This is a genomic window from Dyella sp. 2HG41-7 (genome assembly GCF_021390675.1).
In the GTDB taxonomy this organism is placed as follows: domain Bacteria; phylum Pseudomonadota; class Gammaproteobacteria; order Xanthomonadales; family Rhodanobacteraceae; genus Dyella_B.
On record NZ_JAJEJV010000004.1, the window covers coordinates 3,677,468 to 3,701,372 of the forward strand.

26 protein-coding genes and 1 tRNA gene are annotated in these 23,905 nt (G+C 61.5%); 11 read left to right on the top strand and 16 right to left on the bottom strand.

Annotated elements, in window-relative coordinates; all coding sequences use genetic code 11:
- Window positions 1-36: 36 nt before the first annotated feature.
- On the top strand, window positions 37-612 hold the full coding sequence (locus L0U79_RS18145; protein WP_233843626.1) for a BON domain-containing protein: 576 nt from the start codon (window positions 37-39) through the stop codon (window positions 610-612).
- A gap of 95 nt (window positions 613-707) precedes the next feature.
- Here L0U79_RS18145 and L0U79_RS18150 read toward each other — a convergent pair whose 3' ends face one another.
- Together L0U79_RS18150 and rocF are read right to left on the bottom strand one after the other, a co-directional pair.
- Window positions 708-2,081: a tryptophan--tRNA ligase gene (locus L0U79_RS18150; RefSeq protein WP_233843627.1), complete on the bottom strand. Its 1,374-nt coding sequence runs from the start codon at window positions 2,079-2,081 to the stop codon at window positions 708-710.
- A 72-nt stretch (window positions 2,082-2,153) separates the two neighbouring features.
- Window positions 2,154-3,074 (bottom strand): arginase, encoded by a 921-nt coding sequence (gene rocF, locus L0U79_RS18155; RefSeq protein WP_233843628.1) that lies wholly within the window; start codon window positions 3,072-3,074, stop codon window positions 2,154-2,156.
- A 161-nt stretch (window positions 3,075-3,235) separates the two neighbouring features.
- Here rocF and L0U79_RS18160 point away from each other — a divergent pair, with 161 nt between their 5' ends.
- Window positions 3,236-4,348 carry a hypothetical protein gene (locus L0U79_RS18160; RefSeq protein ID WP_233843629.1) on the top strand — a complete coding sequence of 371 codons (1,113 nt, stop codon included), beginning with the start codon at window positions 3,236-3,238 and terminating at the stop codon, window positions 4,346-4,348.
- Window positions 4,349-4,411: 63 nt separating this feature from the next.
- Here L0U79_RS18160 and L0U79_RS18165 read toward each other — a convergent pair.
- The 4 genes from L0U79_RS18165 to L0U79_RS18180 form a co-directional block, all read right to left on the bottom strand.
- Window positions 4,412-4,487: transfer RNA gene (locus L0U79_RS18165), tRNA-Thr, on the bottom strand.
- A gap of 29 nt (window positions 4,488-4,516) precedes the next feature.
- A complete protein-coding gene (locus L0U79_RS18170) occupies window positions 4,517-5,239 on the bottom strand; it encodes an SPOR domain-containing protein (RefSeq protein WP_233843630.1) in 723 nt (240 codons plus the stop codon).
- 26 nt (window positions 5,240-5,265) lie between these two features.
- Window positions 5,266-6,024 (bottom strand): type III pantothenate kinase, encoded by a 759-nt coding sequence (locus L0U79_RS18175; RefSeq protein ID WP_233843631.1) that lies wholly within the window; start codon window positions 6,022-6,024, stop codon window positions 5,266-5,268.
- The gene (locus tag L0U79_RS18180; protein WP_233843632.1) at window positions 6,021-6,992 is read right to left on the bottom strand and encodes a biotin--[acetyl-CoA-carboxylase] ligase; all 972 of its coding nucleotides are present in this window, start codon (window positions 6,990-6,992) and stop codon (window positions 6,021-6,023) included. Before L0U79_RS18180 ends, L0U79_RS18175 begins: the two co-directional genes overlap by 4 nt.
- Before the next feature lie 203 nt (window positions 6,993-7,195).
- On the opposite strand from L0U79_RS18180, the gene L0U79_RS18185 reads away from it, so the two are divergent.
- Window positions 7,196-7,558 carry a hypothetical protein gene (locus tag L0U79_RS18185; RefSeq protein ID WP_233843633.1) on the top strand — a complete coding sequence of 121 codons (363 nt, stop codon included), beginning with the start codon at window positions 7,196-7,198 and terminating at the stop codon, window positions 7,556-7,558.
- Window positions 7,559-7,571: 13 nt separating this feature from the next.
- Here L0U79_RS18185 and L0U79_RS18190 read toward each other — a convergent pair whose 3' ends face one another.
- From L0U79_RS18190 to L0U79_RS18210, 5 genes are all read right to left on the bottom strand, one after another.
- The gene (locus L0U79_RS18190) at window positions 7,572-8,999 is read right to left on the bottom strand and encodes an ATP-binding protein (RefSeq protein WP_233843634.1); all 1,428 of its coding nucleotides are present in this window, start codon (window positions 8,997-8,999) and stop codon (window positions 7,572-7,574) included.
- Window positions 8,953-9,639: a response regulator transcription factor gene (locus L0U79_RS18195; RefSeq protein WP_233843635.1), complete on the bottom strand. Its 687-nt coding sequence runs from the start codon at window positions 9,637-9,639 to the stop codon at window positions 8,953-8,955. Before L0U79_RS18195 ends, L0U79_RS18190 begins: the two co-directional genes overlap by 47 nt.
- Entirely contained in the window at window positions 9,639-9,956 is a 318-nt protein-coding gene (locus tag L0U79_RS18200) for a hypothetical protein (protein ID WP_233843636.1), read from the bottom strand. The genes L0U79_RS18195 and L0U79_RS18200 overlap by 1 nt, the downstream gene beginning before the upstream one ends.
- Window positions 9,957-10,090: 134 nt before the next feature.
- Window positions 10,091-11,071 (bottom strand): tRNA dihydrouridine(20/20a) synthase DusA, encoded by a 981-nt coding sequence (gene dusA, locus L0U79_RS18205; RefSeq protein WP_233843637.1) that lies wholly within the window; start codon window positions 11,069-11,071, stop codon window positions 10,091-10,093.
- Window positions 11,072-11,140: 69 nt separating this feature from the next.
- Window positions 11,141-11,779, bottom strand: a complete 639-nt coding sequence (locus L0U79_RS18210; protein ID WP_233843638.1) for a TMEM175 family protein — start codon at window positions 11,777-11,779, stop codon at window positions 11,141-11,143.
- Between the two features lie 210 nt (window positions 11,780-11,989).
- Here L0U79_RS18210 and L0U79_RS18215 point away from each other — a divergent pair, with 210 nt between their 5' ends.
- Window positions 11,990-12,766: a ferredoxin--NADP reductase gene (locus L0U79_RS18215; protein WP_233843639.1), complete on the top strand. Its 777-nt coding sequence runs from the start codon at window positions 11,990-11,992 to the stop codon at window positions 12,764-12,766.
- Between the two features lie 227 nt (window positions 12,767-12,993).
- Here the strand turns inward: L0U79_RS18215 and L0U79_RS18220 are convergent, their stop codons facing one another.
- A complete protein-coding gene (locus L0U79_RS18220; protein ID WP_233843640.1) occupies window positions 12,994-13,659 on the bottom strand; it encodes an RIO1 family regulatory kinase/ATPase in 666 nt (221 codons plus the stop codon).
- A 79-nt stretch (window positions 13,660-13,738) separates the two neighbouring features.
- Between L0U79_RS18220 and L0U79_RS18225 the strand changes: the two genes are divergently transcribed.
- Together L0U79_RS18225 and L0U79_RS18230 are read left to right on the top strand one after the other, a co-directional pair.
- Window positions 13,739-14,224, top strand: coding sequence for a DUF456 family protein (locus L0U79_RS18225; protein ID WP_233843943.1), 486 nt, complete (start codon window positions 13,739-13,741; stop codon window positions 14,222-14,224).
- Between the two features lie 89 nt (window positions 14,225-14,313).
- Window positions 14,314-16,089, top strand: coding sequence for a DUF885 domain-containing protein (locus L0U79_RS18230; protein ID WP_233843641.1), 1,776 nt, complete (start codon window positions 14,314-14,316; stop codon window positions 16,087-16,089).
- Between the two features lie 328 nt (window positions 16,090-16,417).
- Here the strand turns inward: L0U79_RS18230 and L0U79_RS18235 are convergent, their stop codons facing one another.
- Window positions 16,418-17,347: a hypothetical protein gene (locus L0U79_RS18235; protein WP_233843642.1), complete on the bottom strand. Its 930-nt coding sequence runs from the start codon at window positions 17,345-17,347 to the stop codon at window positions 16,418-16,420.
- A 415-nt stretch (window positions 17,348-17,762) separates the two neighbouring features.
- Here L0U79_RS18235 and L0U79_RS18240 point away from each other — a divergent pair, with 415 nt between their 5' ends.
- Window positions 17,763-18,419 (top strand): energy transducer TonB, encoded by a 657-nt coding sequence (locus L0U79_RS18240; protein ID WP_233843643.1) that lies wholly within the window; start codon window positions 17,763-17,765, stop codon window positions 18,417-18,419.
- A gap of 70 nt (window positions 18,420-18,489) precedes the next feature.
- Here L0U79_RS18240 and L0U79_RS18245 read toward each other — a convergent pair whose 3' ends face one another.
- The gene (locus tag L0U79_RS18245) at window positions 18,490-18,774 is read right to left on the bottom strand and encodes a hypothetical protein (protein ID WP_233843644.1); all 285 of its coding nucleotides are present in this window, start codon (window positions 18,772-18,774) and stop codon (window positions 18,490-18,492) included.
- A gap of 223 nt (window positions 18,775-18,997) precedes the next feature.
- Between L0U79_RS18245 and L0U79_RS18250 the strand changes: the two genes are divergently transcribed.
- The 3 genes from L0U79_RS18250 (at window position 18,998) to cls (ending at window position 22,472) form a co-directional block, all read left to right on the top strand.
- Window positions 18,998-19,576: a cysteine dioxygenase family protein gene (locus tag L0U79_RS18250; RefSeq protein WP_233843645.1), complete on the top strand. Its 579-nt coding sequence runs from the start codon at window positions 18,998-19,000 to the stop codon at window positions 19,574-19,576.
- 47 nt (window positions 19,577-19,623) lie between these two features.
- On the top strand, window positions 19,624-20,991 hold the full coding sequence (locus tag L0U79_RS18255; protein ID WP_233843646.1) for an FAD/NAD(P)-binding protein: 1,368 nt from the start codon (window positions 19,624-19,626) through the stop codon (window positions 20,989-20,991).
- Between the two features lie 80 nt (window positions 20,992-21,071).
- Complete coding sequence (gene cls, locus L0U79_RS18260) at window positions 21,072-22,472, top strand: cardiolipin synthase (protein ID WP_233843647.1); 1,401 nt, start codon at window positions 21,072-21,074, stop codon at window positions 22,470-22,472.
- A gap of 3 nt (window positions 22,473-22,475) precedes the next feature.
- Here the strand turns inward: cls and L0U79_RS18265 are convergent, their stop codons facing one another.
- A complete protein-coding gene (locus L0U79_RS18265; protein ID WP_233843648.1) occupies window positions 22,476-22,859 on the bottom strand; it encodes a hypothetical protein in 384 nt (127 codons plus the stop codon).
- 62 nt (window positions 22,860-22,921) lie between these two features.
- Between L0U79_RS18265 and pncA the strand changes: the two genes are divergently transcribed.
- Window positions 22,922-23,557: a bifunctional nicotinamidase/pyrazinamidase gene (pncA, locus tag L0U79_RS18270; protein WP_233843944.1), complete on the top strand. Its 636-nt coding sequence runs from the start codon at window positions 22,922-22,924 to the stop codon at window positions 23,555-23,557.
- A gap of 153 nt (window positions 23,558-23,710) precedes the next feature.
- Here pncA and L0U79_RS18275 read toward each other — a convergent pair whose 3' ends face one another.
- A complete protein-coding gene (locus L0U79_RS18275; protein WP_233843649.1) occupies window positions 23,711-23,899 on the bottom strand; it encodes a CPXCG motif-containing cysteine-rich protein in 189 nt (62 codons plus the stop codon).
- Window positions 23,900-23,905 lie beyond the last annotated feature (6 nt).

The window sequence follows — 23,905 nt, forward strand, 5'->3', positions numbered from 1 at the left end:
GCGGGCAGACCGAAGCTGATCAAGGAGACTGCCACTATGCGTAACCTGTCTTATCTGCGCAAATCCCTCGCCACCGGTATCTTGATGGCCTTTACGGCGGCGCCGTTCTGCCTGATGGCACAGAGCGCATCATCGCCATCATCCATGCCGCAGCAACAACAGCCGTCGTCGATGCAGCAGCAACAAGCACCATCGTCGATGACGCCGTCGTCGACCTCGGATCAATCGACTTCCAGCAACAGTTCCAGCAACGAAACGGTTCCGGGCAAAGTCGACGACACCTGGATTACAACCAAGGTGAAGTCCAAATTCGCCGCTGCCAAGGGCATCAAGGCGTCCGATATCACCGTGAATACCTCCGATGGCGCCGTCACGTTGACCGGCACGGCCACTTCGAAATCGGAGAAGAACCACGCGGTTCGCCTCGCTAAAGGCGTGAAAGGTGTGAAGACCGTGGACGCGTCGGGCCTGACCGTAGGCAGCTCGTCGAGCAGCTCATCCGGCGGCAGCTCATCGGGTAGCGAGAGCAGCAGCCCGTCTAGTGGCGCCACCAATCCGTCGGGCGGTAGTACCAATCCTTCGGGTGGCAGCCCTAACCCATCTGGCGGGTAATCGCCGCGAATAAGGTTTGAAATGGCGGCTAGACCGAGCCGGATGGCGTTCTGCAGCATCCGGCTCGACGGAGGGTGACTCGCCGCGCGACGCGTTTACTCGGCTTTTTCTTGTGCGGCGAGCATATCGAGTGCCACACGCAGATACGTAATGGCTTCATCCCGCGCCAGATCGCCGGAATAATCCGGCGCCGTGGCGACAGGTTCGCCGTCGAGTTCCAACACCAGGGAGTTGGGCAAGGTGTGCACCGTCGCGGCTTCGCCGCCTAGCGTTTTTAAACGCTTCTGCACGGCGCCGGCATCCTTGGGATTTTTGAAGGGCTTGGACAGCAGCAATTCTTCGCCTTCCGCCGAGAACAGGCGGAAGCGGAAGCTGCCGTCGGTGTCGCGGAAACTCGCAAAGCGCGGCGCCCTCACCGCCTTGGAAGCCGGCTTGGATTTGCGCGTCGCAACGGGTGCAGATGTCATGCCGCGCAAGCCGATTGCATCGCGCAGCTCGGCAATTTTCGGCGACGCGATCGCACGCGCTTTGCGCGCGCCTTCTCGCAGAATCTCTTCGATCTCGGCAGGGCGGGCGATCAGCGTCTCGTAGCGTTCGCGCATCGGCGCGATATCGGTTTCGACGCGCTCGAACAAAATCTGCTTGGCTTCGCCCCAACCGATGCCCTCTTCCAACGCAACACGAAATGCTGCGCTTTCGGCTTCGCTGGCGAATGCGCGGAAAATCGTAAACAACGCCGAGCCTTCCGCATCTTTCGATTCACCCGGCGCACGCGAGTCGGTAACGATGCGAAGAATGGTTTCGCGCAATTGCTTGGCGCCGCCGGCGAACAACGGAATGGTGTTGTCGTAGCTCTTGGACATCTTACGGCCGTCCAAACCCGGCAACGTCGCCACTTGTTCTTCGATCACCACTTCCGGCAACACGAAAAATTCGCGGCCATAGATGTGATTGAAACGCTGCGCGATATCGCGCGCCATTTCGATGTGCTGAATCTGATCGCGTCCCACCGGCACCTGTTGCGCGTTGAACGCGAGAATGTCGGCCGCCATCAGCACCGGATACATATACAAGCCGGCGGTGACGCCTGCATCCGCGTCTTCGCCGGATTCCGTGTTTTTATCCACGGCGGCTTTGTACGCGTGCGCGCGATTGAGCAAGCCTTTCGCGGTGACGCAGGTGAGGAACCAGGTGAGTTCCGGAATTTCCGGGATATCCGACTGGCGGTAGAACGTTACCTTCTCCGGATCGAGCCCCGCCGCCAGCCACGTGGCGGCGATTTCCAGGCGCGAACGTTCGATGCGGGCCGCGTCGTCGCTCTTGATCAGCGCGTGATAGTCGGCCATGAAAAAAAACGCATCCACATCGGCGCGACGGCTGGCGGCGATCGCCGGGCGAATCGCGCCGACGTAATTGCCCAGATGCGGGGTGCCGGTGGTGGTGATGCCTGTGAGAACGCGGGTTTGCATGCGATGAAATCGGATGGGTGCAAGAATAAGGAATCCGCGTCACGCGCGGGTTGGATTTCGCAGTGTAAGGACTCAGTCGGGCTCGCGCATCAAGGTGGATTTGCCGAACAACGACTCGACCAACTCCACCGCCAGCTTCGCCGTGGCGTTGCGCTTATCGTAGGCCGGGTTCAATTCCACGATATCCAGCGAAGCCAAACGACCGGTATCGGCGATCATCTCCATGCACAGCTGGGCTTCGCGATAAGTCGGACCGCCGCGCACCGTGGTGCCGACACCGGGGGCGATGGACGGATCGAGAAAATCCACGTCGAAGCTCACATGCAGATGCGTGTTTTCGTCGACGCCATCGAGCGCCTCTTCCATCGTGCGCTTGATGCCCACTTCGTCGATGTGGCGCATGTCGTAGATGTCCATCTTTGCTTGACGCACCAGACGCTTCTCGCCCTCATCCACCGAGCGAATGCCGATCTGGCGAAAGACGTCCGGCGTGACCGATGGCACGTGATCGCCGATTTCCACCAGTTCGCGTGGACCGTTTCCGCACAGACACGCCACCGGCATGCCGTGAATGTTGCCGGACGGCGTGACTTGCGAGGTGTTGAAATCGGCATGCGCATCGAGCCACAGCACGCGCAACGTGCGGCCCTGTTCGCGACAATGACGCGCTACCGCGCTGATCGAACCGATCGCCAAGCAATGATCGCCGCCCAGCATGATCGGCAAGCGTCCGGCCTGCAGTTCGTGATGGATCGCGCCGTGCACTGCGGTGTTCCACGAGATCACTTCCGGCAGATGGCGATAACCGTTTTCCGGCGGCTGCCACGGATTCATCGGGCCGTGCAGATTCCCGCGATCAATCACGTCCAGGCCGCGACGGCGCAACTTCTCCGCCAGCTGCGCCACGCGCAGCGCTTCGGGCCCCATGGAAGCGCCCCGATGCCCCGCACCGATGTCAGTCGGCACGCCGACCAGCGCAACCTGCTTTTTCATAGCGTTTTTCTCGTGATGTCTTGCATGGATAGACAAGTGTAGCGGGTCCGCGCGGGGTGGCCCAACCGGGGAGGCCGGCAACCGATTACGCGCAACCGGCTTCTGCTATAACGGCGAAACAGGGCGAAACGGCGCCATTTCGCGCCATCCAGGGGGACAACATGACGTGTTCGGTATGCGGGGCGGAGACTTCCGCCGGCTCAACGGTTTGCCGTTCGTGCGATTTGATCGTCGGAAAGGCCCGCCATCCGGGCGCCAATTCGGGCCGGTATACGCCCCGCGCACGCGCGACCGGCACCACCGGGGCCGACGTGTCGCCGATCATCGCAACGATCTGGTTTATCGCGCTGCTGGTCGCAACGATCTGGTGCGGCAACCGGCTTTATGGGCAGTCGTCGGACGCCTACCACGTCGGTCTGCAGGGCGGTCACGTCGTCGGCAATTTGTTGTTCGCGGCGTTGATTGCCGGCGTTTTGCGTTGGCTGGCGAAATTTCATTATGTACGCACGTTTCTCGTCACGTGGACGGTGCTCGTGCCGCTGACGTTTTTCTCCGTGGCGGTCGACAACCAACGAGAACGCAGTCGCGGCGAGCATGACGCCTTGCTCGCGCTGAACAACATCGCCACCAACAAAACGCCTGCCTCCAGCACGTCCGCCGCATCCGGCGCGCCGTCGATCGACGGCGGCGAAAAATCGCCGATGCAAATAGCGCTTGAGCAGATGACCCAAAACACGGCCGCCTTCAAGCAGCAAGAGAAAACGCGCGAGCAGACGCGACGCGATCTTCATATGGAGCTTGTTTTGACGCCGGAACGCTTGGTATCCGCCGAGGGCATCGCGCAAAGCCGAGCTTCGCTCGCGCAATATCGCACTCTGATCGACGAGCACCGCGCGGCGCTTCTGGCTTTCGAAGATCGGAATCAAGCGACGCTGACGAACATGCCGGCTGCGCTGGAAGGATTCAAATCATCACGCCTCAACGCCGACCAGGCGTTCGGCCGCTACTTCGACGTGGAAATCCGTTACATCGATACCGCCAACCAAGTGCTCGACGTCGCGCAACGCGCGGTCGGTCGGTCGTCCATCGATAAAACCGGCGTGCTTCGACTTCCTCAACCGATGCTCGGCCAGATTCAGCAATTGTCGCAAACGGTTCACGCGGAAGTCGTCGAAGAAGATGCCGCGCAAAAGAATCTGCAGGTGCTGAACGCGCAGCATCGCGAAGCGATGAATCGTTTGCTGCAGCAAAGCCAGACGGCGAACGCCCAGTAACGAATCCGTTTTGCAGCAATGCATAAAAAAAGCCCGCAGCAATGCGGGCTTTTTTGTTGAATCTGGTGCCGACAGTCTGACTCGAACAGACGACCTACCGCTTACAAGGCGGTTGCTCTACCAACTGAGCTATGCCGGCGTGGGCCGTCTATTCTAACAGGCTCTCACTCAAAAACAGCCCGTACTATGCGACCCGATCCCCGGGTCGTGAATCCGGCTGCGCCAATCGAAATGCTTGCTATCCAGCGGAATCAGATCCAGCCAGTATTCCGGCACGGTTTCGGTGCGCTCGCTCATCTGCGCCGGGAAGCCAGCGGCGACGATATCGTCGCGGCGTTTGCGCGCGTTGGCCGGATCTTTGAATAGGCCCAACGACACGGTGTTCTGGTTGTCGCCGGAACCGACGACGAAATAATCCTGGATATTGCGCGCGCCCAGTTGACGAGCCTGCGCCAGCGCGGCGGCATGACTCGGGCTGGGTGGCAAATACACCCACCAGCCGCGCGATTCCGTAATTTGTTCCTGACGCGCGCGCATGCGCAGCGTCTGCGCGCCGAGTTCGTTGCGCACGATGCGCAAATCTTCCTGCGTTGCGAACGGTCCCAACGCCATGCAGGTATAGCTCAGCGCATTCGCGTTCGGCGATGCGGGCGTCAATGCGTTCGACGCGGCGACCGCGGGCGAGGACGCGGAGGTTGCGGCCGACGGTGTGGACGACGCTGCGTGGGCGACGGTGGTGGCAGGCGGCGGTAATTCCGAAAGCAATTTGAGTTTCGGCACGCCCGGATCATTGGCGAAGCTGCGATGCGCTTCGTTCTGCCCAAGCAGCAGCCACGCGCCGACGGCGATATTCAAAGCAATCAACAGAACAAATAGCAGGCGCAGAACCATCGGCTTCCCCCTGGACGTCACCGATTCTAGGAGGTTGCGCGCAGCGGATGTGAGGCCGACCACACAAGCAGTCCACGCAGCACGCTGTCGGCCGCCAGCTCGGCAGATACGCCAAGCAACGGCAGCAATGCCGCCGCATCGCCGCCATCCATCAACACACGTTGCGTGCCATTGGGATGCTGCTTGGCGATGTTTGTGGCGAACCGGTCGATCAGGGCGGCGACCGCATGCCAGCAGCCGGATGCCACGGCGTCGGCCGTGTTGTCGGCGATATCGCGAATGGCGCCCGGATGTTCGGGACGCACGCGCGCGGTCGCGCCGAGCAAGGATTGCTGCATCAGCCACGGACCGGGCGCGATCAATCCGCCCAGATGCTGGCCGTCGGCGGTCAATGCATCGAGCGTGAGCGCAGTGCCGATACCGGCAAGTACGCACGGTGCTTTGCCTGTTGCATGCGCGGCGACCATCGCGAGAAAACGATCCACGCCCAGCCGTTGCGGATCAGCGTATGCGATGCGCACGCCGCACGCTTCGGCCGGCGTGCGCACCCATTCGGCGCGCAGCGCAAACACTTCGAGCGCAACGCGTTCGACGTGAAGCTCGCGCTGGGTATCCACCACGGAAGCGCCCAACACGCGTTGCGGACGTTCGAGCGCGTTCCATGCCTGCGCCAGCGCGGCGGAGACATCGACGTCCCACGCCACCGCGCCCTGTGCGATCCATCGATCGCCATCGACCATCGCCCATTTCAGTCGCGTATTGCCCAGATCGAGTAGCAATTTCATGTGCGCCGCACCGTGATGTCGGCGCTGTCGATACGTTGCAGGCCGGTTGCCGTTTGCAGTTGCAGCGCGCCGCGCACATCGATGCCCGCGCCCGTGCCATCGAGATCGCCCGCCGGTCCACTGACGCGCAGCGGCACGCCGTGCAAGGCGTCGTGTTCGGCGTATTCGTCGAGGAACGCTTCGAAGCCGTCGCGCTCGAATTGATTCAGCCCTTCGACCAGGCTGGCGATCAACGCCGCCGCCGCGCGATTGCGATCGGGCGGTGTTCCCTGGGCGAGCTCAGCCAGATCGCACACCGGTTGACCGGCCTGCTCGCGCAACGCATCGGTGAGCCGCAGATTGAGGCCGATGCCGATCACCGCCGCGCAGGGACCCTGATATTCGCCACTGAGCTCGACCAGAATGCCGGCCAGCTTGCCACCGTCGGCCAACACGTCGTTCGGCCACTTCAGGCGCGGGCCGTGAATGCCGAGCGCGTGCAGCGCGCGCAGCACGATCACCCCAGTGGCGAGCGACAAGCCCGACAACGCGGCGAACCCCGCGTCGAATCGCTTCAGACAGGAGATATAGATGTTCAGTCCAGGCGGCGACAACCAACTGCGCCCGCGTCGGCCGCGGCCCGCCGTCTGCGTTTCCGCCATCACGATACTGAAATCCGGCGCGCCGCCGCCGCGGCGTTGCAGTTCGCTGGAGGTGGAATCCAGCTCCCAGTAGAGGTCGAGCGCACCCAGGGACCGACTGACGGCCACAGGCAGGTCGCTGCGGATAAACGCCTCATCCAACATCTGGATCGTCCAGGGCAGCCGGTAGCCCGCCGCGCCGGCGGATTCGATGGGCACGCCACGGTGACGCAGCGCCTCGATCTGCTTCCAGATCGCCGCGCGGGTAATGCCCGATTCGGCGGCCAGCCGGGAGCCAGAAAGCGTCTCCCCGGAAGCCAGTGCGGCCAGAAGGTCTTGCGGCTGCATGGTCTCAGGAATCCAGGAGACAAATGGCCGGCGCGGGCTGCATCGGCATGGAAAGGCGGAAATATCGCATCGGGGGATTTTAGGGCCATGCCAACAACGCGGACAGGCCCCAGGCGAGCCCCTACAGCCAGGGCACTGGCAACCTGACAGGGATCGTGGGACCATCCGAAGGATAGGCATTATGCCTACGGGGGCTTTACGCCATGCGCGCCACACCATTGCTGCTCGGATGCTTGCTGAGTTTTGGGGCCATCGCCAATGCGGCGGCCGCAGGCGCTGCTGCAGCCGGAAACAGCGTCAGCGCAGGCTGCACCGGCCATAGCGGCAGCGATCGCAGCAGCAGTCACGAGACGTCTTCCGCGTCCAACGGGGACAGCGTGAGCGTGCCGCGCACCAACAGCACCTCGTCCGTCCCGTCCACCAACAGTCACGTGTCGAACGCATCCAACAGCACGATGGATGACAGCCCGGCGCACCTGGGCGGCGCCGACGCCACACCGGACGGTTCGTCGCGTGGAGCTTCTGGACTGAGCTGGCAGTCTCTGTTGCCCGGTTCGATCCAGTAATCGGTAATCGCCGCTAAGTCGGCGGCAACACCACGCTAAACCGCGCGCCGCCGAATTCCGGGGAACGATCCACGGTCAGCTCGCCGTTATAGGCGCGCACGATGTCCTGCACGATCGACAAGCCGATACCGTGTCCTTTGACGCGCTCGTCGCCGCGCACGCCGCGCTGCAGAACTTTTTCTACCTTGTCTTCGTCGATGCCGGGACCGTCGTCTTCGACGCTGAGCGATAACCCCGGGCGCGAACGCCCCGACTGTTGCCGCATCTGCACGACCAGCAAGACGTGGTGACCCGCCCACTTGAATCCGTTTTCGAGCAGGTTGCCCATCAGCTCCAGCAAGTCGCCCTGCTCGCCGTAAAACGCCGCGCCGTCTTCGATATCGAATTCGCAAAGGACATTCTTTGCGGCGTAGACCTTTTCCAGGCTTTGCACGAGATCTTCCGCGTGGCCCGCAATCGGCACCGCGCTGGCGAACGTCTGGCGTCCCGTCGTGGCGGCGCGTGCAAGCTGATACGCCACCAACTCGTCCATGCGCCGCACCTGATCCAGGATCGGCGTGCGCGTCGCGCCAGGTAAATCGCTGGACGATTCCACTTGCGAGCGCATCACCGCCAACGGCGTTTTCAAGCTGTGCGCGAGATCGGCGAGCGTGTTGCGATAACGCGTGCGCTGTTCGCGTTCGCTTTCGATAAACGCGTTGATGCGTTCGGTGAGACCGGTGAGTTCGGCGGGGTATTGGCTATCCAGATGATCGCTGTTGCCGCGTTCGACGCGGCTCATATCGCTGGCCACTTTGCGCAACGGCGTAAGGCTCCAACGCAGCAGCAACAATTGCAGCACGATCAACATCACGCCGAGCGTGGCGAGCCATCCGACCAGGCTGCGCCGGTAGACCGCCATGTTGCTTTCCAGTTCTTCTTCAGTTTGCGCCACCGTAAAGGTGAGATGCACGGGCGCGCGATCAGGCACATCGAGCGCGACGCCGAAGCTGTAGTAATACAGCCGTCCAAGTTCGGTATCGACCGGACCGATAAATTGCTGCTGCCCCGGCTGCAACGGATGCAGAAAACTGAAATCGCGCTGCAGCGCCGACGACGATTCCCAATGGAATCCGTTCTCGCCCAGCACCACGGCGTATAAGCCGGAACCCGGAATCGCGAACATCGGATCCGGTGGCGAATCGGGCAGGATGGGCGTGCCGTCGCGACGCGGGTCGGTGCCGGCAATGTACGTGATGGTGTAGTCGTGCAGGCGATCCTGCAGCTTATTGAGTTCGCCGGCCGCGTACGTGCGCGACAACGTCCACCCGATGGCGCCTAGAAAGGCGGCCAGTACGAGTCCCGTCGTGAGCGCTGCGCGCGCCGCCAGCGAAAACGGGCGGCGCGCGGCTGCTTCATTCGTCTTCGCTGCGAGGGATGGCAAAGCGGTACCCGCGTCCACGCACCGTCTCGATGGGTTTCAACGTGCCTTCCGGATCCAGCTTTCTGCGCAGGCGTCCGATGAAGACTTCCAACACGTTCGAATCGCGATCGAAATCCTGTTGATAGATGTGTTCGGTCAAATCGGCTTTGGACACCAGCTCGCCGGCATGCAGCATCAGGTATTCCAGCACTTTGTATTCGTAGCTGGTGAGATCCACTGGCTTGCCTTCCACGGTAACCGTTTGCGCGGTGGTGTCCAGCTTGATCGGGCCGCACGCCAACACCGGCTTCGACCAGCCGCTCGCGCGACGCACGAGTGCGTTGATGCGCGCCAGCAGTTCTTCCACATGGAACGGCTTGACCAGGTAGTCGTCGGCGCCGTGCTTGAGGCCTTCGACCTTGTCCTGCCAGCTGCCGCGCGCGGTAAGAATCAGGATCGGATAGCGTTGGCCGGCTTCGCGCAGCGCCTTGACCAGATCCATGCCCGACATCTTGGGCAAGCCCAGATCGATGATCGCCAGATCGAACGGCACTTCGCGGCCGAGGTAGATGCCCTCTTCGCCGTCCTGGGCGGCGTCCACGGCAAACCCGTCGCGTTTGAGTCGAGCCGCAAGCGTTTCACGCAGCGGCGCTTCGTCTTCGACCAGGAGGATGCGCATCAGTGTTTCTCCTTCTTGCTTCCGCCGTTAGGGGATTTCTTGGTGGATTGTGCCGCAGGCGGCACATGCGTGGCATCCGAGGACACGGCGATGACCCGCACGTGCCCATCGGGCGTGAGCACCTTGATCCGGTACTCCGTTCGACGACCGATATGCCGGGGCTCTGCCGACAGTACTTTTCCGCCAACCTGCTGTTGGACTTGTGTGACGGCCTGGTCAAGCGTCAGGCCCGGTTGCTGCGGCGATGACTGGGCGGCAACCGCACCGGCTATCAACAGCCCGGCTGCGGCCATCCATGCGAGGTGCTTCAAAGCCATATTCCCATGTGGTTGAGGCCAGCAGGAGCCGGCTGACGGGACATACTGAACAACTGGGGCTGAATAGCGGCCGGACGGCTGAACGGACCCTGGAGCTGCCCCATGACCAGACAGGCGCCTGTGCCGTGCTCGCGCTAAGCGACCGCCAGCATCGGCGCCATCGCCTGCTCGATCAGCGGCCACCCCGCCCCCGGCAGATGCGCCCCTTCGCTCAAGGTCCGTCGGAAGCCACGCGCGCCCGGTTCCCCCTGATACAACCCGAGCAGATGGCGGCAGATGTGCTTGAGCGCGGTGCCGCGTGCCAGCTCCGCTTCGATATACGGCCGCATATGCCGCATGACGCTTTCGCGGGCGGGCAGCGGTTCGTCATAGAGCGCCGCTTCCACGCGGGCGAGCACATACGGGTCGTGATACGCCGCCCGCCCAAGCATCACCCCATCCACGTGCGCCAGATGTTCTTGCACTGCCTCCACCGTGGTGATGCCGCCGTTGATCACCACCACCAGCTGCGGAAACTCGCGCTTGAGGCGATACACGCGCTGATAATCGAGCGGCGGAATCTCGCGGTTTTCTTTCGGCGACAAACCTTCCAGCCACGCTTTGCGCGCATGCACCACCAACACTTCGACGCCGGCTTGCAGCATCGTCTCGGTGAAATGCTGCAGGTCCGCGTAGTCGTCCTGATCGTCCACGCCGATGCGACACTTCACCGTTACTGGCACCGTCACCGCATCGCGCATCGCTTTGACGCAATCGCCCACCAAGGCCGGTTCGCGCATCAGGCACGCGCCAAAGCGACCCGATTGCACGCGATCGGACGGGCACCCGACATTGAGATTGATTTCGTCGTAACCGGCCTGCGCGCCGTAACGCGCCGCTTCCGCCAGCTCGTGCGGATCGCTGCCGCCCAATTGCAGCGCGACCGGGTGTTCTTGCTGACTGTGTTCAAGCAGCCGCAACTGCTTGCCACGCACCAGCGCCGCGCTGGTCACCATTTCGGTGTAAAGACGCGCGTGGGGCGAAAGCAGGCGATGGAAATAACGGCAATGCCGGTCCGTCCAGTCCATCATGGGTGCGACGGAAAGCCGGTAATCGAGTGCGTTGATGCTGTGCATGGCTCGGCATTTTAGCGGCACGGCCATCACCCTGCGGCCGATCTCGCATCGAAAACCGTCGGAAAACCCTCAGTCGAGCTTTTTCGCCGCGCTTTCCAGCCGCCGGGTCGCAATGCGCAGCGCAATCCCGACTATCACCGCAGCACCCGCCAACACCTGCCAATGAATGCTGAAAAGCGCGACCGCGCCAAACAGCACCACCACAAACAAGTCTTCCAGCAACCATGCCCACGCACGCGGCCGCGGGACGCTGGGTGCAAGTCGGGCGATAAACGCCGCGTAACCCCACCCCACGAACAACGACAGATACGTGGCCATCAACAACAGTGCATACAGCAGCATGCCGTTGACGTTAGCGGTGTTTTCGTCGGTCAGCATTTCGCGAATGAAAACCGGCGTCAGACCCACCAGGCTCAGCATCAGCAAGCTCGACAGCGTCACGAACAGATCCGTCTTCTGCAGATGCGCCAACGTGCGCCGATGTCGCGCCCAGACGCCGCTGACGATAAAAAAGCATAGAAAATAGATGCCCAGCGGCGTCGCCCAGATCTGCGCAAGGCTTTTGCCCGGCGACATCTCGGGCTTCAACTCCACGGCGGACAAAGTCAGCGCGATCGCGAAAATGCCGTCGGAAAGCATAACCAGCCGGTCGAAATGACGCTGGTGGACATGGTGCGGGTGCACTTGATGCGGCGCTTGTGTATCCATACATCCCCTTTCGAGTTCGGCCCCGCGGCATTCTGCCCGGATTCGATAGACCGTCGCTATGGGTCGGTACAGGCGCGGGTGCGGGCAATCGCGTAAAATGCGCGGGCGACCACGATCCCCCAGTCAGCACGCCAGGCGCGCGGCAAGCGCGATCCCCGCACGAAACAGTGGCTCGCATCTCCCCTTTTGCAACCCGAGAAGACCTTCACCATGGTGGCTTTGGCGACCGAACAAGTTATCGACGTTCATCACTGGAACGACAACCTTTTCAGCTTCCGCACCACGCGCGACCCCGGCTTTCGTTTCGACAGCGGACAGTTCGTGATGATCGGCCTGGAAGTGGACGGCCGTCCGCTGATGCGCGCGTATTCGATCGCCAGCGCCAGCTGGGAAGAACATCTGGAGTTCTTTTCGATCAAGGTGGAAAACGGTCCGCTCACCTCGCGTCTTCAGCATTTGAAGCCGGGCGAGCAACTGACCGTCAGCCGCAAGCCCACCGGCACCCTGGTATTGACCGATCTGAAGCCCGGCAAACATTTGTATCTGCTCGGCACCGGCACGGGGCTCGCGCCGTTTATGAGCGTCATCCGCGATCCGGAAACCTACGAGCGTTTCGACAAAATCGTGCTCGCGCACGGCGTGCGTAACGTCAGCGATCTCGCTTACGCCAATTATCTTGAGAACGAACTGCCTCAGCACGAATTGCTCGGCGAACTGGTGCGCGAAAAGTTGATCTACTACCCCACCGTCACGCGCGAACCGTTCCGCAATCGCGGCCGCATGACCGACAACATCGTAGACGGCGCGATGGCCGCTACCATCGGCCTGCCGACGCTCAATCCCGACACCGATCGCGTGATGTTGTGCGGTAGCCCTGCGATGCTCGACGATCTTTGCGCCTTGCTCGATGCGCGTGGTTTTCAGGCGTCGCCGCGCACGCGCGAGCCGGGTGATTATGTGATCGAGCGAGCGTTCGTCGAGAAATAAGTTCGGCCTGTCGCCGCCAACACAACATGCGAATGTCGCATCACTCCCTCCCCTGCTTGCAGGGGAGGGCTGGGGTGGGGTTGCTTGTGCGTGCCGCATCGCTGGAATTCACGGCGAGGTTGCTTCACTTCACCCCACCCCAACCCTCCCCTACTACACGTAGGGGAGGAGGCAGATTCGGTGCGTAGATACGTGACGCTGACGAACACGAAATGGGTCAGCAGCGCTCAATCCCGCACGCGACCTTTCCCCTCGTTATCCCAATAACCAAACACGCGACGCGCAATCAGCTTGTAAAGCCGCTTGCCGGTCGCGCGCCATAAACGCGAATGCGGCGCCGGCGTATTCAACATGGTGCGTTGGCGCGCGCTGAGCGCATGTGCGCAATACGTGCGTTTGTGCTTGAGCAGATGACGCACATCTTCGCGCGCCAGCATGCGGAACAAACGACCGCGTTTTCCGCGCGTCCAGGCGATTTGAAAATCCACCAGCGCCGGACGCCCGTCGTCCTGCACCAGCCAGTTCGGTTCTTTCGCCAAGTCGTTATGCACGATGCCGCGCCGATGCAGTTGCGCAAGCAAGCGTAGCGCGTCGCGGTAATACCTCGGATCGGCTGGCTGCGCCTGCTGCATCGGCTTGCCGGCGATATAGCTGCGCAGCAGTTCGTGTCCATTCCACGCCAGCAAGCGTGGCACGCCATCGATACCGTCCAACTTCGCCAACGCCCGCGCCTCGCGCGCGGCGGCGCGATAGGCGAACAGGCGCGCCCACCACCGCGCCGCGCGAATATCGCGCCGAATGCACCGCACCCCGTCGCATTCGACGATCTCGATGCGGCCCAGTTCATCGGCCTTCAGCAGGGTGGGGTTATCTAGCACGGGCTTGTCGATCAAATGAGTATTAGGCTCGATCGCCGAAAAACGGCGAGCGATTATTGTCGCCGCTCCCACCAAGGATTACAGCATGTTGATCATGGATATCTTCCTTTACGTGCTCGCCGTCGCCTTGATCGTGGGCGGCTTGATCGGCACGGTGGTGCCGAATGTGCCAGGCGTGCCGATGATCTTCGGTGGCATCTGGCTGGCCGCGGCCTTGGACAACTACCAGCATCTGGGCATGGTGTGGCTGATCGTGCTGGGCGCGCTGGCCGTGCTTGGGGTAGCGATGGACTTTATCGCCGCCTCGCTTGGCGCCAAACGGGTCGGTGCGAGCTCCACGTCCATCTGGGGAGCTTCCATCGGCACGATCGTCGGCATGTTCTTCGGTCTGCCCGGGCTTATCTTCGGGCCATTCGTGGGCGCTTTGGTCGGCGAATTGGTCTCCAGCAAAAGCGTGCTTCGATCCGCGCACGTGGGGATCGGCACCTGGCTCGGCTTGCTGTTCGGCGCCCTGGTGAAACTGGTGATCTCGCTAACGATGGTGGCGCTAGCGGCGGGTGTCTGGCTGTTCCATATGTAAGGTCTGTGTGGCGTATCCCATTCGGTACATGGCGCACGCGGCGCCACAGCGAATAAGCTCGCTGGACCACACGCATGGGGATATTGGTCATGATCAAACGTCTCGCCCTCGCCGCGGCGATCGCCCTGGCTGCCACCGGATCGGCTTACGCTCAAGGCACGCCGGCGCAGTCCTGGGTCGAACGTAGTAACAGCGATGCCAAGGTATTGCTGGATGCCATCGCCCGCTTCCAACCCGAAACCGCCACGCAACTGGGTCTGCCCGGTTACGACGACAAGGTGATCGACCTGAAGCCGAATTCGGATGCGCGTCTGCGCGCCGCCTTCGCCGATGCGCGAACCAAGTTGCAAGGCATGCTGGCCACCGAGAAAGACACCAACGTTCGCCAAGATCTGCAAATCATGATCAAGGCGGCGAATCTCAATATCGAAAGCATCGATCTCAACGACAAATACATGCTGCCGTATCAGGATCTGGGTCAGCTTATTTTCAACGGCGAATTCTCGCTGCTACGCGACGAGATCGACGCCAAGCGTCGGCCGAACGCGATCAAGCGCCTGCAATGCTATGTCGGTACCGCTCCGGGCTGCACGCCGATGATCAAGCTGGTCGAAGCACAAACCCTCGCCCGCATGTCCGATAAAAAGCTGCTCGGCCCCTACAAAGGCAATGTCGACCAGCAGCTGAGCAACAGCCAGCGCTACGCGCAAGGCATCCGGCAATTGTTCGTCAAGTACAAGCTCGACAACGCCGATGCCAAGGCGGCGCTCGATGCGATGGACGCGCAATTCAAGGACTACGACAGCTGGGTGCGCAGCACCATCGTGCCGCGTCAGCGCACCGATTTCCGTTTGCCGGAACCGTTGTACGCGTACAACCTCAAAGCGGTCGGCATCGATATTTCGCCGGAAGATCTGATCAAGCAAGCGCAAATGGAATTCGTCGAGGTTCGCTCGGCGATGCAGATGATGGCGCCGGTCGTCGCCAAGGACGAAGGCTTCAGCTCCAACGACTATCGCGATGTGCTGAAAGCGCTCAAAAAGCAGCAACTCGGCAGGAATGACGTCGAGCCGTGGTATCACGACGTGATCGGCAAGATCGAAGACATCATTCGCAGCAAAAATATCGTGACGCTGCCGCAGCGGGCGATGCAGATGCGCGTAGCCTCCGATGCGGAAACCGCCAACCAACCCGCGCCGCATATGGATCCGCCGCCGCTGATCGACAATCACGGCGAGCGCGGCACGTTTGTGCTGACGATGGGCAATCCGACGCAGAAAGGCGCCTCGTCCGACAGCAGCTACGACGATTTCACCTTCAAAGCCGCCGCGTGGACGCTCACCTCGCATGAAGGACGCCCCGGCCACGAGCTGCAGTTCTCCGCGATGGTGGAGCGCGGCGTCTCGCTGGCGCGCAGCGTATTCGCCTTCAACAGCGTCAACGTGGAAGGCTGGGCGTTGTATGCGGAATCGGAAATGCAGCCGTATGAGCCGCCGGCCGGGCAGTTCATCACGTTGCAGTTCCGTCTGGTGCGCGCCGCGCGTGCGTTCCTCGATCCGATGTTGAATCTCGGCCTGATCACCAAAGAGCGCGCGCACGACGTGCTGCGTTATGACGTCGGCCTGTCCGAAGCGATGACCAACGAAGAACTGGATCGCTTCACCTTCAACAGCCCAGGTCAGGCCACCGCGTATTTCTACGGCTACATGCGTATCCAGCAAACGCGTTTGCAAACCGAACTGGCGCTCGGCAAGGACTTCAATCAGAAGGCCTTCAACGATTTCATCATCGGCCAGGGCCTGCTGCCGCCGGATCAATTGGCGGAAGCGGTTCGCACGCAGTTTATTCCGTCGCAAAAGAAGTGATGCAACCGTTCCCTCTCCCCAGAGGGGAGAGGGAACGTGTAGTTCAGCGCTCGATGACGATTGCATCCCACGCCATACCGAAATTCCGGCATAGCCTCTCATTGCGAGCCGCATAAATTGTCGAAGAGATCACGAATCGAGATTCGTGAAGACCGTCATCACATAGCTTGCACGCGACTCCAAGCCGCATTTTCACAAACTCTTTATCGCGGATGTCGCCTCCCCGATATCCGCAAATCCTGCAGCCCCGCATTCCCGTGCGGGGTTTTTTTTCGCAAAAAAACTCCCCCGGCGGCTAGCCGCGCGGGGGAGCGTATCGAGGTCGACGTCAGTACCTGAGCGTGACGCTGCTGGAGGTCGTCGACACGTTGTAGCTGCACTGCGGCGTACCCGATCCGATCGGATAATCCGCACCCCACGGCGTGCTGGATATCTTGCTGAAAGCGGTGTTGTAAACCGCAATGCTTGAGTACACCAAAGGCGAACTGGCAGGCAGTTCGTTGCAACTGCTGACGCCGTAAACCTCCATCACGCCGCCAAACACCCAGCGCAGGTTGCCGTAAGGATCGGTGTTGAGCGTAGTGCTCTTACCAGTCGTGACATCTTTGGACGTGATCGCCCAGGTGCCGCAACTGTTGGCTGCTTTGCACGCGGTGGTGCCGAGAATCGTGTCGCCCACGTTGACGTTGATGGGACCGCTGTAATACGTGGTGCCGCTTACGCAGCAGTTCCAACTCGACAGCGTCCATGTGGTGCCGCTGAAAGCGTCATAGCCGAGCACCGGCTGCAGAATGCTTTCTACTGTCGGCAACTGTTCCAAGCCCGGGAAAAAGTAATCGGTCTGGCCGGATTGTTTGCTCGGCGTGCTCGGCACTTTCCATGTCGCCACGATCTTGCCGATATTGACGGAGCTATCGTAGTTGGCGTCTTCCACCCAGCCGTTGATGGTGGGATTGGCGCGCGCATCGATCGGCGGCATCGAGAAACTTCCGTTGGGCTCCACACGCGTGCCGTCGAACCGGAAGTGCGCTTGCGTGCATGCCGCGGGTTTGCGCAACGTGCCGTCGGCCGCTTCGATGCTGCCGTCCCCATGCAGCTTTTCGTTTTCCTGCACGCGTTGCACGCACGATGGGGCGAAGAAGCCGTTCGGCGTGACAACGTAGTCGGTCGGCACGCCTTGCGGTCGCGCTTGCGCGGTGAATTCGTTGACGGCCTTGGGCGTAAACGTTGTCGTTGCGCCATCAGCGGCGGCGGCCACGCCGCACGCCCCGACGATTGCTACGAGTGCGAGCGCGCAAGCGCTCTTCCACGATATCCGCCATGGATTGGTTGGTTTCATGACTTGCGTATCCCTCTTCCAATGTGAGTGAACGCGCTCCTTCGCTCACGAAGGGTCTCTCACCACCGAGGTGTCGCAGCTTAGGTAAATCCCCGAAGGCGCTCTGGCCCATCAACCGTCCTTGTCGGCCCCGGCCTGGGCCGAAGCCACGGCACTGTCGCGGCAGGGGCGTTTATCGCCAGTGAAAAAGTCGATGTTTTTTCACGCGGTTTGGACGGCTATTGCACAAACCGAGAAATCAGGCATACGCTGAAGCCGCACCGGCCACGATCCCCCGTGTCCCCACACGCCGTGTTTGGTGCCTACAACCACATCGTCGTCAGGAGGTCGTCTTATGTCGTCCGCAAGCCTGGCTGTCGCTCGTCGTCCGCAACCAGACATGGTGCGGATTGCTGCACTCAGTGCAGCCATCGCGTTCAATCTCGCTGCCCTGCTTTTTGCTCTGCGTCCGTTGGCGCCGCAGTTCGCCGCCGTCATCGAAACGTCCAGACCCACCACCATCGATTTCCACATGCCACCGCCGAAGGTGGAGCAGCCGCCGGCAATCGACATCAAACCGTTCCACAAACCTGTGCCCGTCGTGGCGCCCAAGCCCGTGGTGCACCAGCAACCGCTAACACCGCCGGTCATCGCGCCAACCGTGACCGAACCGTCGCACAACGCCCTGCCTTCTGCGCCGCCGTCGACGCAAGGGCCGCCCAGCATCGCGCCCGGTGTGGTGTCGCTCGCGTATCGTTCCGCGCCGTTGAAATTCCCGGCGCAAGCCGCGCGCATGCACATGCAAGGCACCGTGCTGTTGCGCGTGCTGGTTGATGAAACCGGCAAGCCGGTCGACGTAGTGGTCGAACACACTAGCGGTTATCCCTTGCTGGATAAAAGCGCGCGCGACCAGGTGCTTGGATCGTGGCAATTCCAACCGGCCGTGATCGACGGCCATGCCGTGAAAGCGTGGGCGCGCGTGCCAGTCGATTTTGCGTTGCAGGAAATGTAAACCCAAGAATATTGCCCGGTTTGCTTTTCGGCAGACCGGGCATTTTTTTAACGATTCAACTGCGCGACGATCAGCGCGCTACAGACGTTGTCGTTGGACGGCGTGCGAAGTGCACGACAGCCCAGATCAATCCAAACAAAATCAGCGCGGGTAGAAACACCGGCAGCAACGACAGCGCGATTAGCGGCAACACCAGCAACATCACCAGTCCGCCGATAAACAACCCCACTGCGCCCGCGAGCAGGTGAAAAACGCCACCGATCAAGCCGAAAACAAGCTTGAACATCAAGCCGACTATCGAGCCGACGACCCATAGCGCGCCCACGACTAGGGCGATTCCCATCAATTCGATCATGTCCATTCCTCCTACATCGGTCGTGCGTGAGATGCATGCCATCCGATAAAGGTTTAAGAAATTGTCCGCAGAGTGTGTGCAGTCAATTTCATGTCCGGAATAAGCATAGGCCGACGTGTTCCGCGTTACATGCTTCGGAAGTCATAGTTATACAGTTTCGCCTTACGACCATTTAACGCTGCGCATGCTCCACTGCCACCATCTATGGCTGCCTACGAACCTTATGCGTACGTACCGTCACAGCCTCAAGGCTTTACGTGATATCGCGCTTGACCAAGGGCGCGAAAAAAATCCGGATCTCGCTTCGCTCGCACGCGAACTCGGCGCCATCATTCATCACAACGCGCAAGCGTTGGCCGATGGGTTGCACGATCTGCGTGCGCGCAATCGCGGATTCGAACGCTGGTTGCTGGCGCGCCGTGGGCGTCCTGGCGTTAGCGTATTGGTGATGGCGTGGCCGCCGGGCTACAGCTCGCCGTCGCACGATCATGCTGGTTTGTGGGGTATCGAGTTGAGCTTGTATGGCGCGCTCGAAGTGGAATCGTGGTCGCGTGCGAGCACATCCGAACCGTGGCAATTGCGCGGGCGCGATTGGCTAGGCCCGGGCGATGCGACGTGGTTCGACGCCGATCCGCCGTACATGCATCGCTGTCGCAATCTTTCGCGGCAAGAAACCGCGCTGACCTTGCACGTCTACGGTGGCGACCTCGACGATTACGCCACGTACGAGCAAGTCCAATCCGAACCGTACTGGTTGAGCCAGCCGCAACGCGCACGGATTGCCGGACCGCTTCGCGTCTGATATCAACAGCACTACCCGTCTAGCTGAATCCGAACACAAGGAGTGACATGTTTCGACGCGTCGCCATTATTGGCGGCGGCGCCGCGGGAGCTACGCTGCTCAGCGAATTGCTGGAGCGTCCCGTGTCGCAGCCGCTGCATCTGGATTGGTACACCGGCGGCGGCACGCCCAGCCGCGGTTTGGCGTACGGCACGCGTTCGCAACGTCATTTGTTGAATGTGCGCGCCGCGTCGATGGGCATGTTTGCCAATCGTCCCAGCGGCTTTCTGGAATACATGCAAAAGCGCGATCCCAACATTGCCGGCACGGATTTCCTGCCGCGATGTTGGTACGGCGAATACCTCGAAGCGGAAACGACGGCGGCGCTCGCACGCGCTAAAGAGAACGGCCACGACGTACGCATCGTGCCGTACGAAGTCGATGCGATGGTGCCGGAAAACAGCGGCGTCACCATCTTTCAGGGCGAAACCGCCACAGAAGTCGAAGCCGCTGTGCTTGCGCTCGGCACGCTGCCGCCACAGGCGCTGCCGCAGGTGGACGAAGCCGCGCTCGCCAGTGGCCGCTATGTCACCAAACCGTGGTCGTTGCTGGCCGACGCCAAACCGGATACGCAAGCGCATCACGTGTTGGTGATCGGCCTTGGCCTTACCGCCGTCGATGTGATCATCGAGCTGGCCGCGCAATGGCCAAATGCGCGTTTCACCGCCATTTCCCGGCACGGCCTGTTGCCGGAAGTGCATCAATCCAGCGCAGCGCTGCCTTACGAGGACAGCGACGAACTCATCGAATCCATGCGCGACGCACCCGATGTGCGCACGTGGATGCATCTGATGCGCGACGCCATCGAACAAGCCGACGATTGGCGCCTCGTGGTCGATTGCCTGCGTCCGCACACGCAAGCTTTGTGGGGATTGCTGTCGCAGGCCGATCGCGCACGCTTTCTCCGCCATGCGCGCTCGACGTGGGAGCGTGCGCGTCATCGCTTGCCCCCGCCCGTTGCGCAAGCGATCAAAGCCTTGGAAAAGGAAGGGCGACTACAACGCATCAGCGGCCATGTGCACAGCGTTTCGCTCGCCGAGAACGGTTTGCGCATGACGTATTTGCCGAGAGGCGAAAATCAGGAACGCACGCTGGACGCCGACCTGATCGTGCAAAGCATCGGTCTGGACAACGATATTCGCCGCACGCCGCATACTTTGTTGCAGCAATTGGTCACCAACGGCCATATCCACTCCGATCCGTTCGGGCTCGGCATCCAGGCCGCACCAGACGGGCGCATCGTGCATGGCGGTACGCCGTGGCCGCGTTTCTTCGCCATCGGCAGCATGCTGCGCGGCACCCTGTGGGAATCCACCGCCATGCCGGAAATTCGCCAGCAGGCGCGACAGCTTGCGGAGCGATTGCTCGGCGATTGACCCCTGGCCTCACGCCAGACGTTGCGGTGAGAGCCTGATCTGGGTGATCGTTGCGCAGGACCGAATCGCGCGCACCCATCATGGCTCTCACGCAGATCCTCACGACACTGGCTCTTCTGTTGCACGTGGCGGGCATTCTCGCCGCGATGCATGCCGTGATGCACACACGCACGCCGCAAGGCGCGTTTGCATGGGTGCTGGGTTTGAGCTTGCTGCCCTATGTCACGTTGATTCCATATCTGTATCTGGGGCGTAGTCACTTCTCGGGTTATGTGTCGTTGCACCGCACGCATCGTCAGCGCTTGCGACAAGCCTCACCACGCGACGAACCCACCGGCACGCCCGAATCGTGCATGCGCTACGACGCGCTCGCACAGATGCTGCACGGCACGTTTCATCCGGGGCAAGAGCTGCAACTGCTGATCGACGGCGATGCGACGTTTGACGCGATCTTCAAAGCCATCGCCCAAGCGGAACAATGCATCCTTGTGCAATTTTTTATTTTCCACGACGACCAGCTTGGCCGACGCATGCAGCACGCATTGCTTGAACGTGCTTCGGCAGGCGTGCGTGTTTTTGTGCTGTTCGACGGCATCGGCAGTCACGCGTTGCCCAAGCATTACGTGGAAACGCTGCAGCAAGGAGGCGTAGCCATCCACTCCTTCGACACGCGGCGACACAGCAACCGCTTTCAACTCAATTTTCGCAATCACCGCAAGATCGTGGTGGTCGACGGTCATGTGGGTTTTCTCGGCGGACTCAATGTCGGCGACGAATATCTCGGCCTGAAACCGCCGCTCGCACCGTGGCGCGATACGCATCTGCAACTGTCGGGCCCCGCCGTGTTCGATCTGCAACGCAGCTTTGCCGAAGATTGGCACTGGGTCACCGGCGAACTGCCGCCGCTGCTGTCGCCGCTCGCCGCGCACGGGAGCGCGTATACCTTGATCGCACCCACGGGGCCGGCCGATCCACAAGAAAGTTGCTCGCTGTTCTTCACCGTGGCGATCAACGCCGCGACCCAACGGCTATGGCTGACATCGCCCTACTTCGTACCCGACCAGGCCGTGCTCTCGGCATTGCGCCTGGCGGTGATGCGCGGCGTGGACGTGCGTGTGCTGATTCCCTCGCGTCCGGACCATCACGCGGTGTTTCTTGCTTCCACGCTGCATGCGTACGACGCCATCGAAGCGGGCATCCGCATCTTCCGTTATCAACCAGGATTCGTGCATCAAAAAGTGATCTTGATCGACGACGACACCGCCTGCGTCGGCAGCATGAATCTGGACAACCGATCGTTCCGGCTCAATTTCGAAATCGGCGCGTTGAGCGTGGATCGCGCGTTTGCCGAGGCGGTGGAACGCATGTTGATCGAGGATTTCGACAAAGCCGTGGAAATCACGCGCGACGAATATCGCAACGCCGCGTACCCGCGACGCCTCGCTATGCATGTTGCGCGTTTGTTCGATCCGATCCTGTAAATTTCAATCGCCGCGAAACGCGCGTCGCCAATCGCCACCGCGCAGAATCCACCCCAACGCCGCGCCGACGAACGCGCCCAGCAATTCCCAGAACACGCGCAGGCCGATGTTGTCCGGATCGTGCACCTGCGCCAAGCGCACTTTCAAAAACTCGATCGAATCCATGCGCGCGTAGCTGAAATAAAGCAGATCCCACAAATCGCCGCTGGCGGTGAACAAGACAGACAGCAAGAAGGCGATAGTGATCTCGCGCAACGGCGTCCAACCATTCCGGCGACCGAACGCGTGAACGATCCAATACAACACCAATGCCACGACCGCGCTGATGGCGCCGGCCTCGAGGCCGCCCACCAGTCCGTAGCCCATCCACGATTGGTCGTAATGCATCGGTTCCCCCACGCCAGAAGTAGCGCTTGCATTATGCCGCCGATCCGAAGTGGAATCATGCGATGCATCCCAACGCCGCCCTGATTCTTGTCGACGTGCAGCCGGATTTTATGCCCGGCGGCGCGCTGGCCTGCCACGACGGGGACGCCATCGTTCCCGGCATCGACCGACTGCTGCGCCGTCGCCTGTTCCGGCAAAACGTGGCGACGCAGGACTGGCACCCGCCTGGGCACATCTCCTTCGCCAGCACGCACGCTGGGAAAAGCCCATTCCAGACGATACCGCTGTACGGCCACCCGCAAACGCTATGGCCCGATCACTGTGTCCAAAACACGCCCGGCGCAGCGTTGCACCCTGCGATCGACTGGTCGCCGGTGGATCTGGTGCTGCGCAAAGGCAACCGGCCGGACGTGGACTCCTACAGCGCCTTTCGCGAAAACCATGGCCCGGACGGCCAGCGCCCGAATACCGGGCTTGCCGGCTGGCTACGGGAGCGCGAGGTCAGCGAGATTTATGCCGTGGGTCTGGCGCGCGATGTGTGCGTGCTGTGGACCGTGCAGGATGCGTTGGCGCTGGGTTTCCGCGCGCATGTGGTGTGGGATCTGACGCGGCCGGTGACACCGGAGAGCGATGTGGCGACGCGCGCGACGCTCGAGGACTTGGGCATCGGCATCGTGGATTCGTCCCAGTTGTATTGATTCGCGATTCGCTCCCTCCCCTGCGTGCAGGGGAGGGCCGGGGTGGGGTCGCACGAGCTTGCCAAACAGCAGAAACACCGCGCGAAAAGCGCGCTTCACCCCACCCCAGCCCTCCCCTACTGCACGTAGGGGAGGGAGCCGTTCGCGGCGGAGTCAAACGTCGTCTTCGCCTGTCGCACTCACATGCACATCCTCATCCGCATCGATCCACACCTCGATGCTGATCGGCCGGCAACACACCTGACAGTCTTCGATGTAGCTCTGATCGCCAGCCGAAGCATCGACAACGATCCCGATGCGCTCGCCGCAATACGGACATTGAATGGCGCGTTCCGTCAGCATGTTCGC

Coding starts and splice junctions, on each gene's coding strand:
- dusA (WP_233843637.1), bottom strand. CDS start 11,071: ATGCACAGCATCAACGCACTCGATTACCGGCTTTCCGTCGCACCCATG.
- rocF (WP_233843628.1), bottom strand. CDS start 3,074: ATGAAAAAGCAGGTTGCGCTGGTCGGCGTGCCGACTGACATCGGTGCG.
- L0U79_RS18170 (WP_233843630.1), bottom strand. CDS start 5,239: ATGGTTCTGCGCCTGCTATTTGTTCTGTTGATTGCTTTGAATATCGCC.
- cls (WP_233843647.1), top strand. CDS start 21,072: ATGGCTCTCACGCAGATCCTCACGACACTGGCTCTTCTGTTGCACGTG.
- pncA (WP_233843944.1), top strand. CDS start 22,922: ATGCATCCCAACGCCGCCCTGATTCTTGTCGACGTGCAGCCGGATTTT.
- L0U79_RS18200 (WP_233843636.1), bottom strand. CDS start 9,956: ATGGCTTTGAAGCACCTCGCATGGATGGCCGCAGCCGGGCTGTTGATA.
- L0U79_RS18230 (WP_233843641.1), top strand. CDS start 14,314: ATGATCAAACGTCTCGCCCTCGCCGCGGCGATCGCCCTGGCTGCCACC.
- L0U79_RS18250 (WP_233843645.1), top strand. CDS start 18,998: ATGCGTACGTACCGTCACAGCCTCAAGGCTTTACGTGATATCGCGCTT.
- L0U79_RS18150 (WP_233843627.1), bottom strand. CDS start 2,081: ATGCAAACCCGCGTTCTCACAGGCATCACCACCACCGGCACCCCGCAT.
- L0U79_RS18255 (WP_233843646.1), top strand. CDS start 19,624: ATGTTTCGACGCGTCGCCATTATTGGCGGCGGCGCCGCGGGAGCTACG.
- L0U79_RS18245 (WP_233843644.1), bottom strand. CDS start 18,774: ATGATCGAATTGATGGGAATCGCCCTAGTCGTGGGCGCGCTATGGGTC.
- L0U79_RS18225 (WP_233843943.1), top strand. CDS start 13,739: ATGGATATCTTCCTTTACGTGCTCGCCGTCGCCTTGATCGTGGGCGGC.
- L0U79_RS18160 (WP_233843629.1), top strand. CDS start 3,236: ATGACGTGTTCGGTATGCGGGGCGGAGACTTCCGCCGGCTCAACGGTT.
- L0U79_RS18275 (WP_233843649.1), bottom strand. CDS start 23,899: ATGCTGACGGAACGCGCCATTCAATGTCCGTATTGCGGCGAGCGCATC.
- L0U79_RS18185 (WP_233843633.1), top strand. CDS start 7,196: ATGCGCGCCACACCATTGCTGCTCGGATGCTTGCTGAGTTTTGGGGCC.
- L0U79_RS18240 (WP_233843643.1), top strand. CDS start 17,763: ATGTCGTCCGCAAGCCTGGCTGTCGCTCGTCGTCCGCAACCAGACATG.
- L0U79_RS18210 (WP_233843638.1), bottom strand. CDS start 11,779: ATGGATACACAAGCGCCGCATCAAGTGCACCCGCACCATGTCCACCAG.
- L0U79_RS18195 (WP_233843635.1), bottom strand. CDS start 9,639: ATGCGCATCCTCCTGGTCGAAGACGAAGCGCCGCTGCGTGAAACGCTT.
- L0U79_RS18145 (WP_233843626.1), top strand. CDS start 37: ATGCGTAACCTGTCTTATCTGCGCAAATCCCTCGCCACCGGTATCTTG.
- L0U79_RS18175 (WP_233843631.1), bottom strand. CDS start 6,024: ATGAAATTGCTACTCGATCTGGGCAATACGCGACTGAAATGGGCGATG.
- L0U79_RS18215 (WP_233843639.1), top strand. CDS start 11,990: ATGGTGGCTTTGGCGACCGAACAAGTTATCGACGTTCATCACTGGAAC.
- L0U79_RS18180 (WP_233843632.1), bottom strand. CDS start 6,992: ATGCAGCCGCAAGACCTTCTGGCCGCACTGGCTTCCGGGGAGACGCTT.
- L0U79_RS18265 (WP_233843648.1), bottom strand. CDS start 22,859: ATGCATTACGACCAATCGTGGATGGGCTACGGACTGGTGGGCGGCCTC.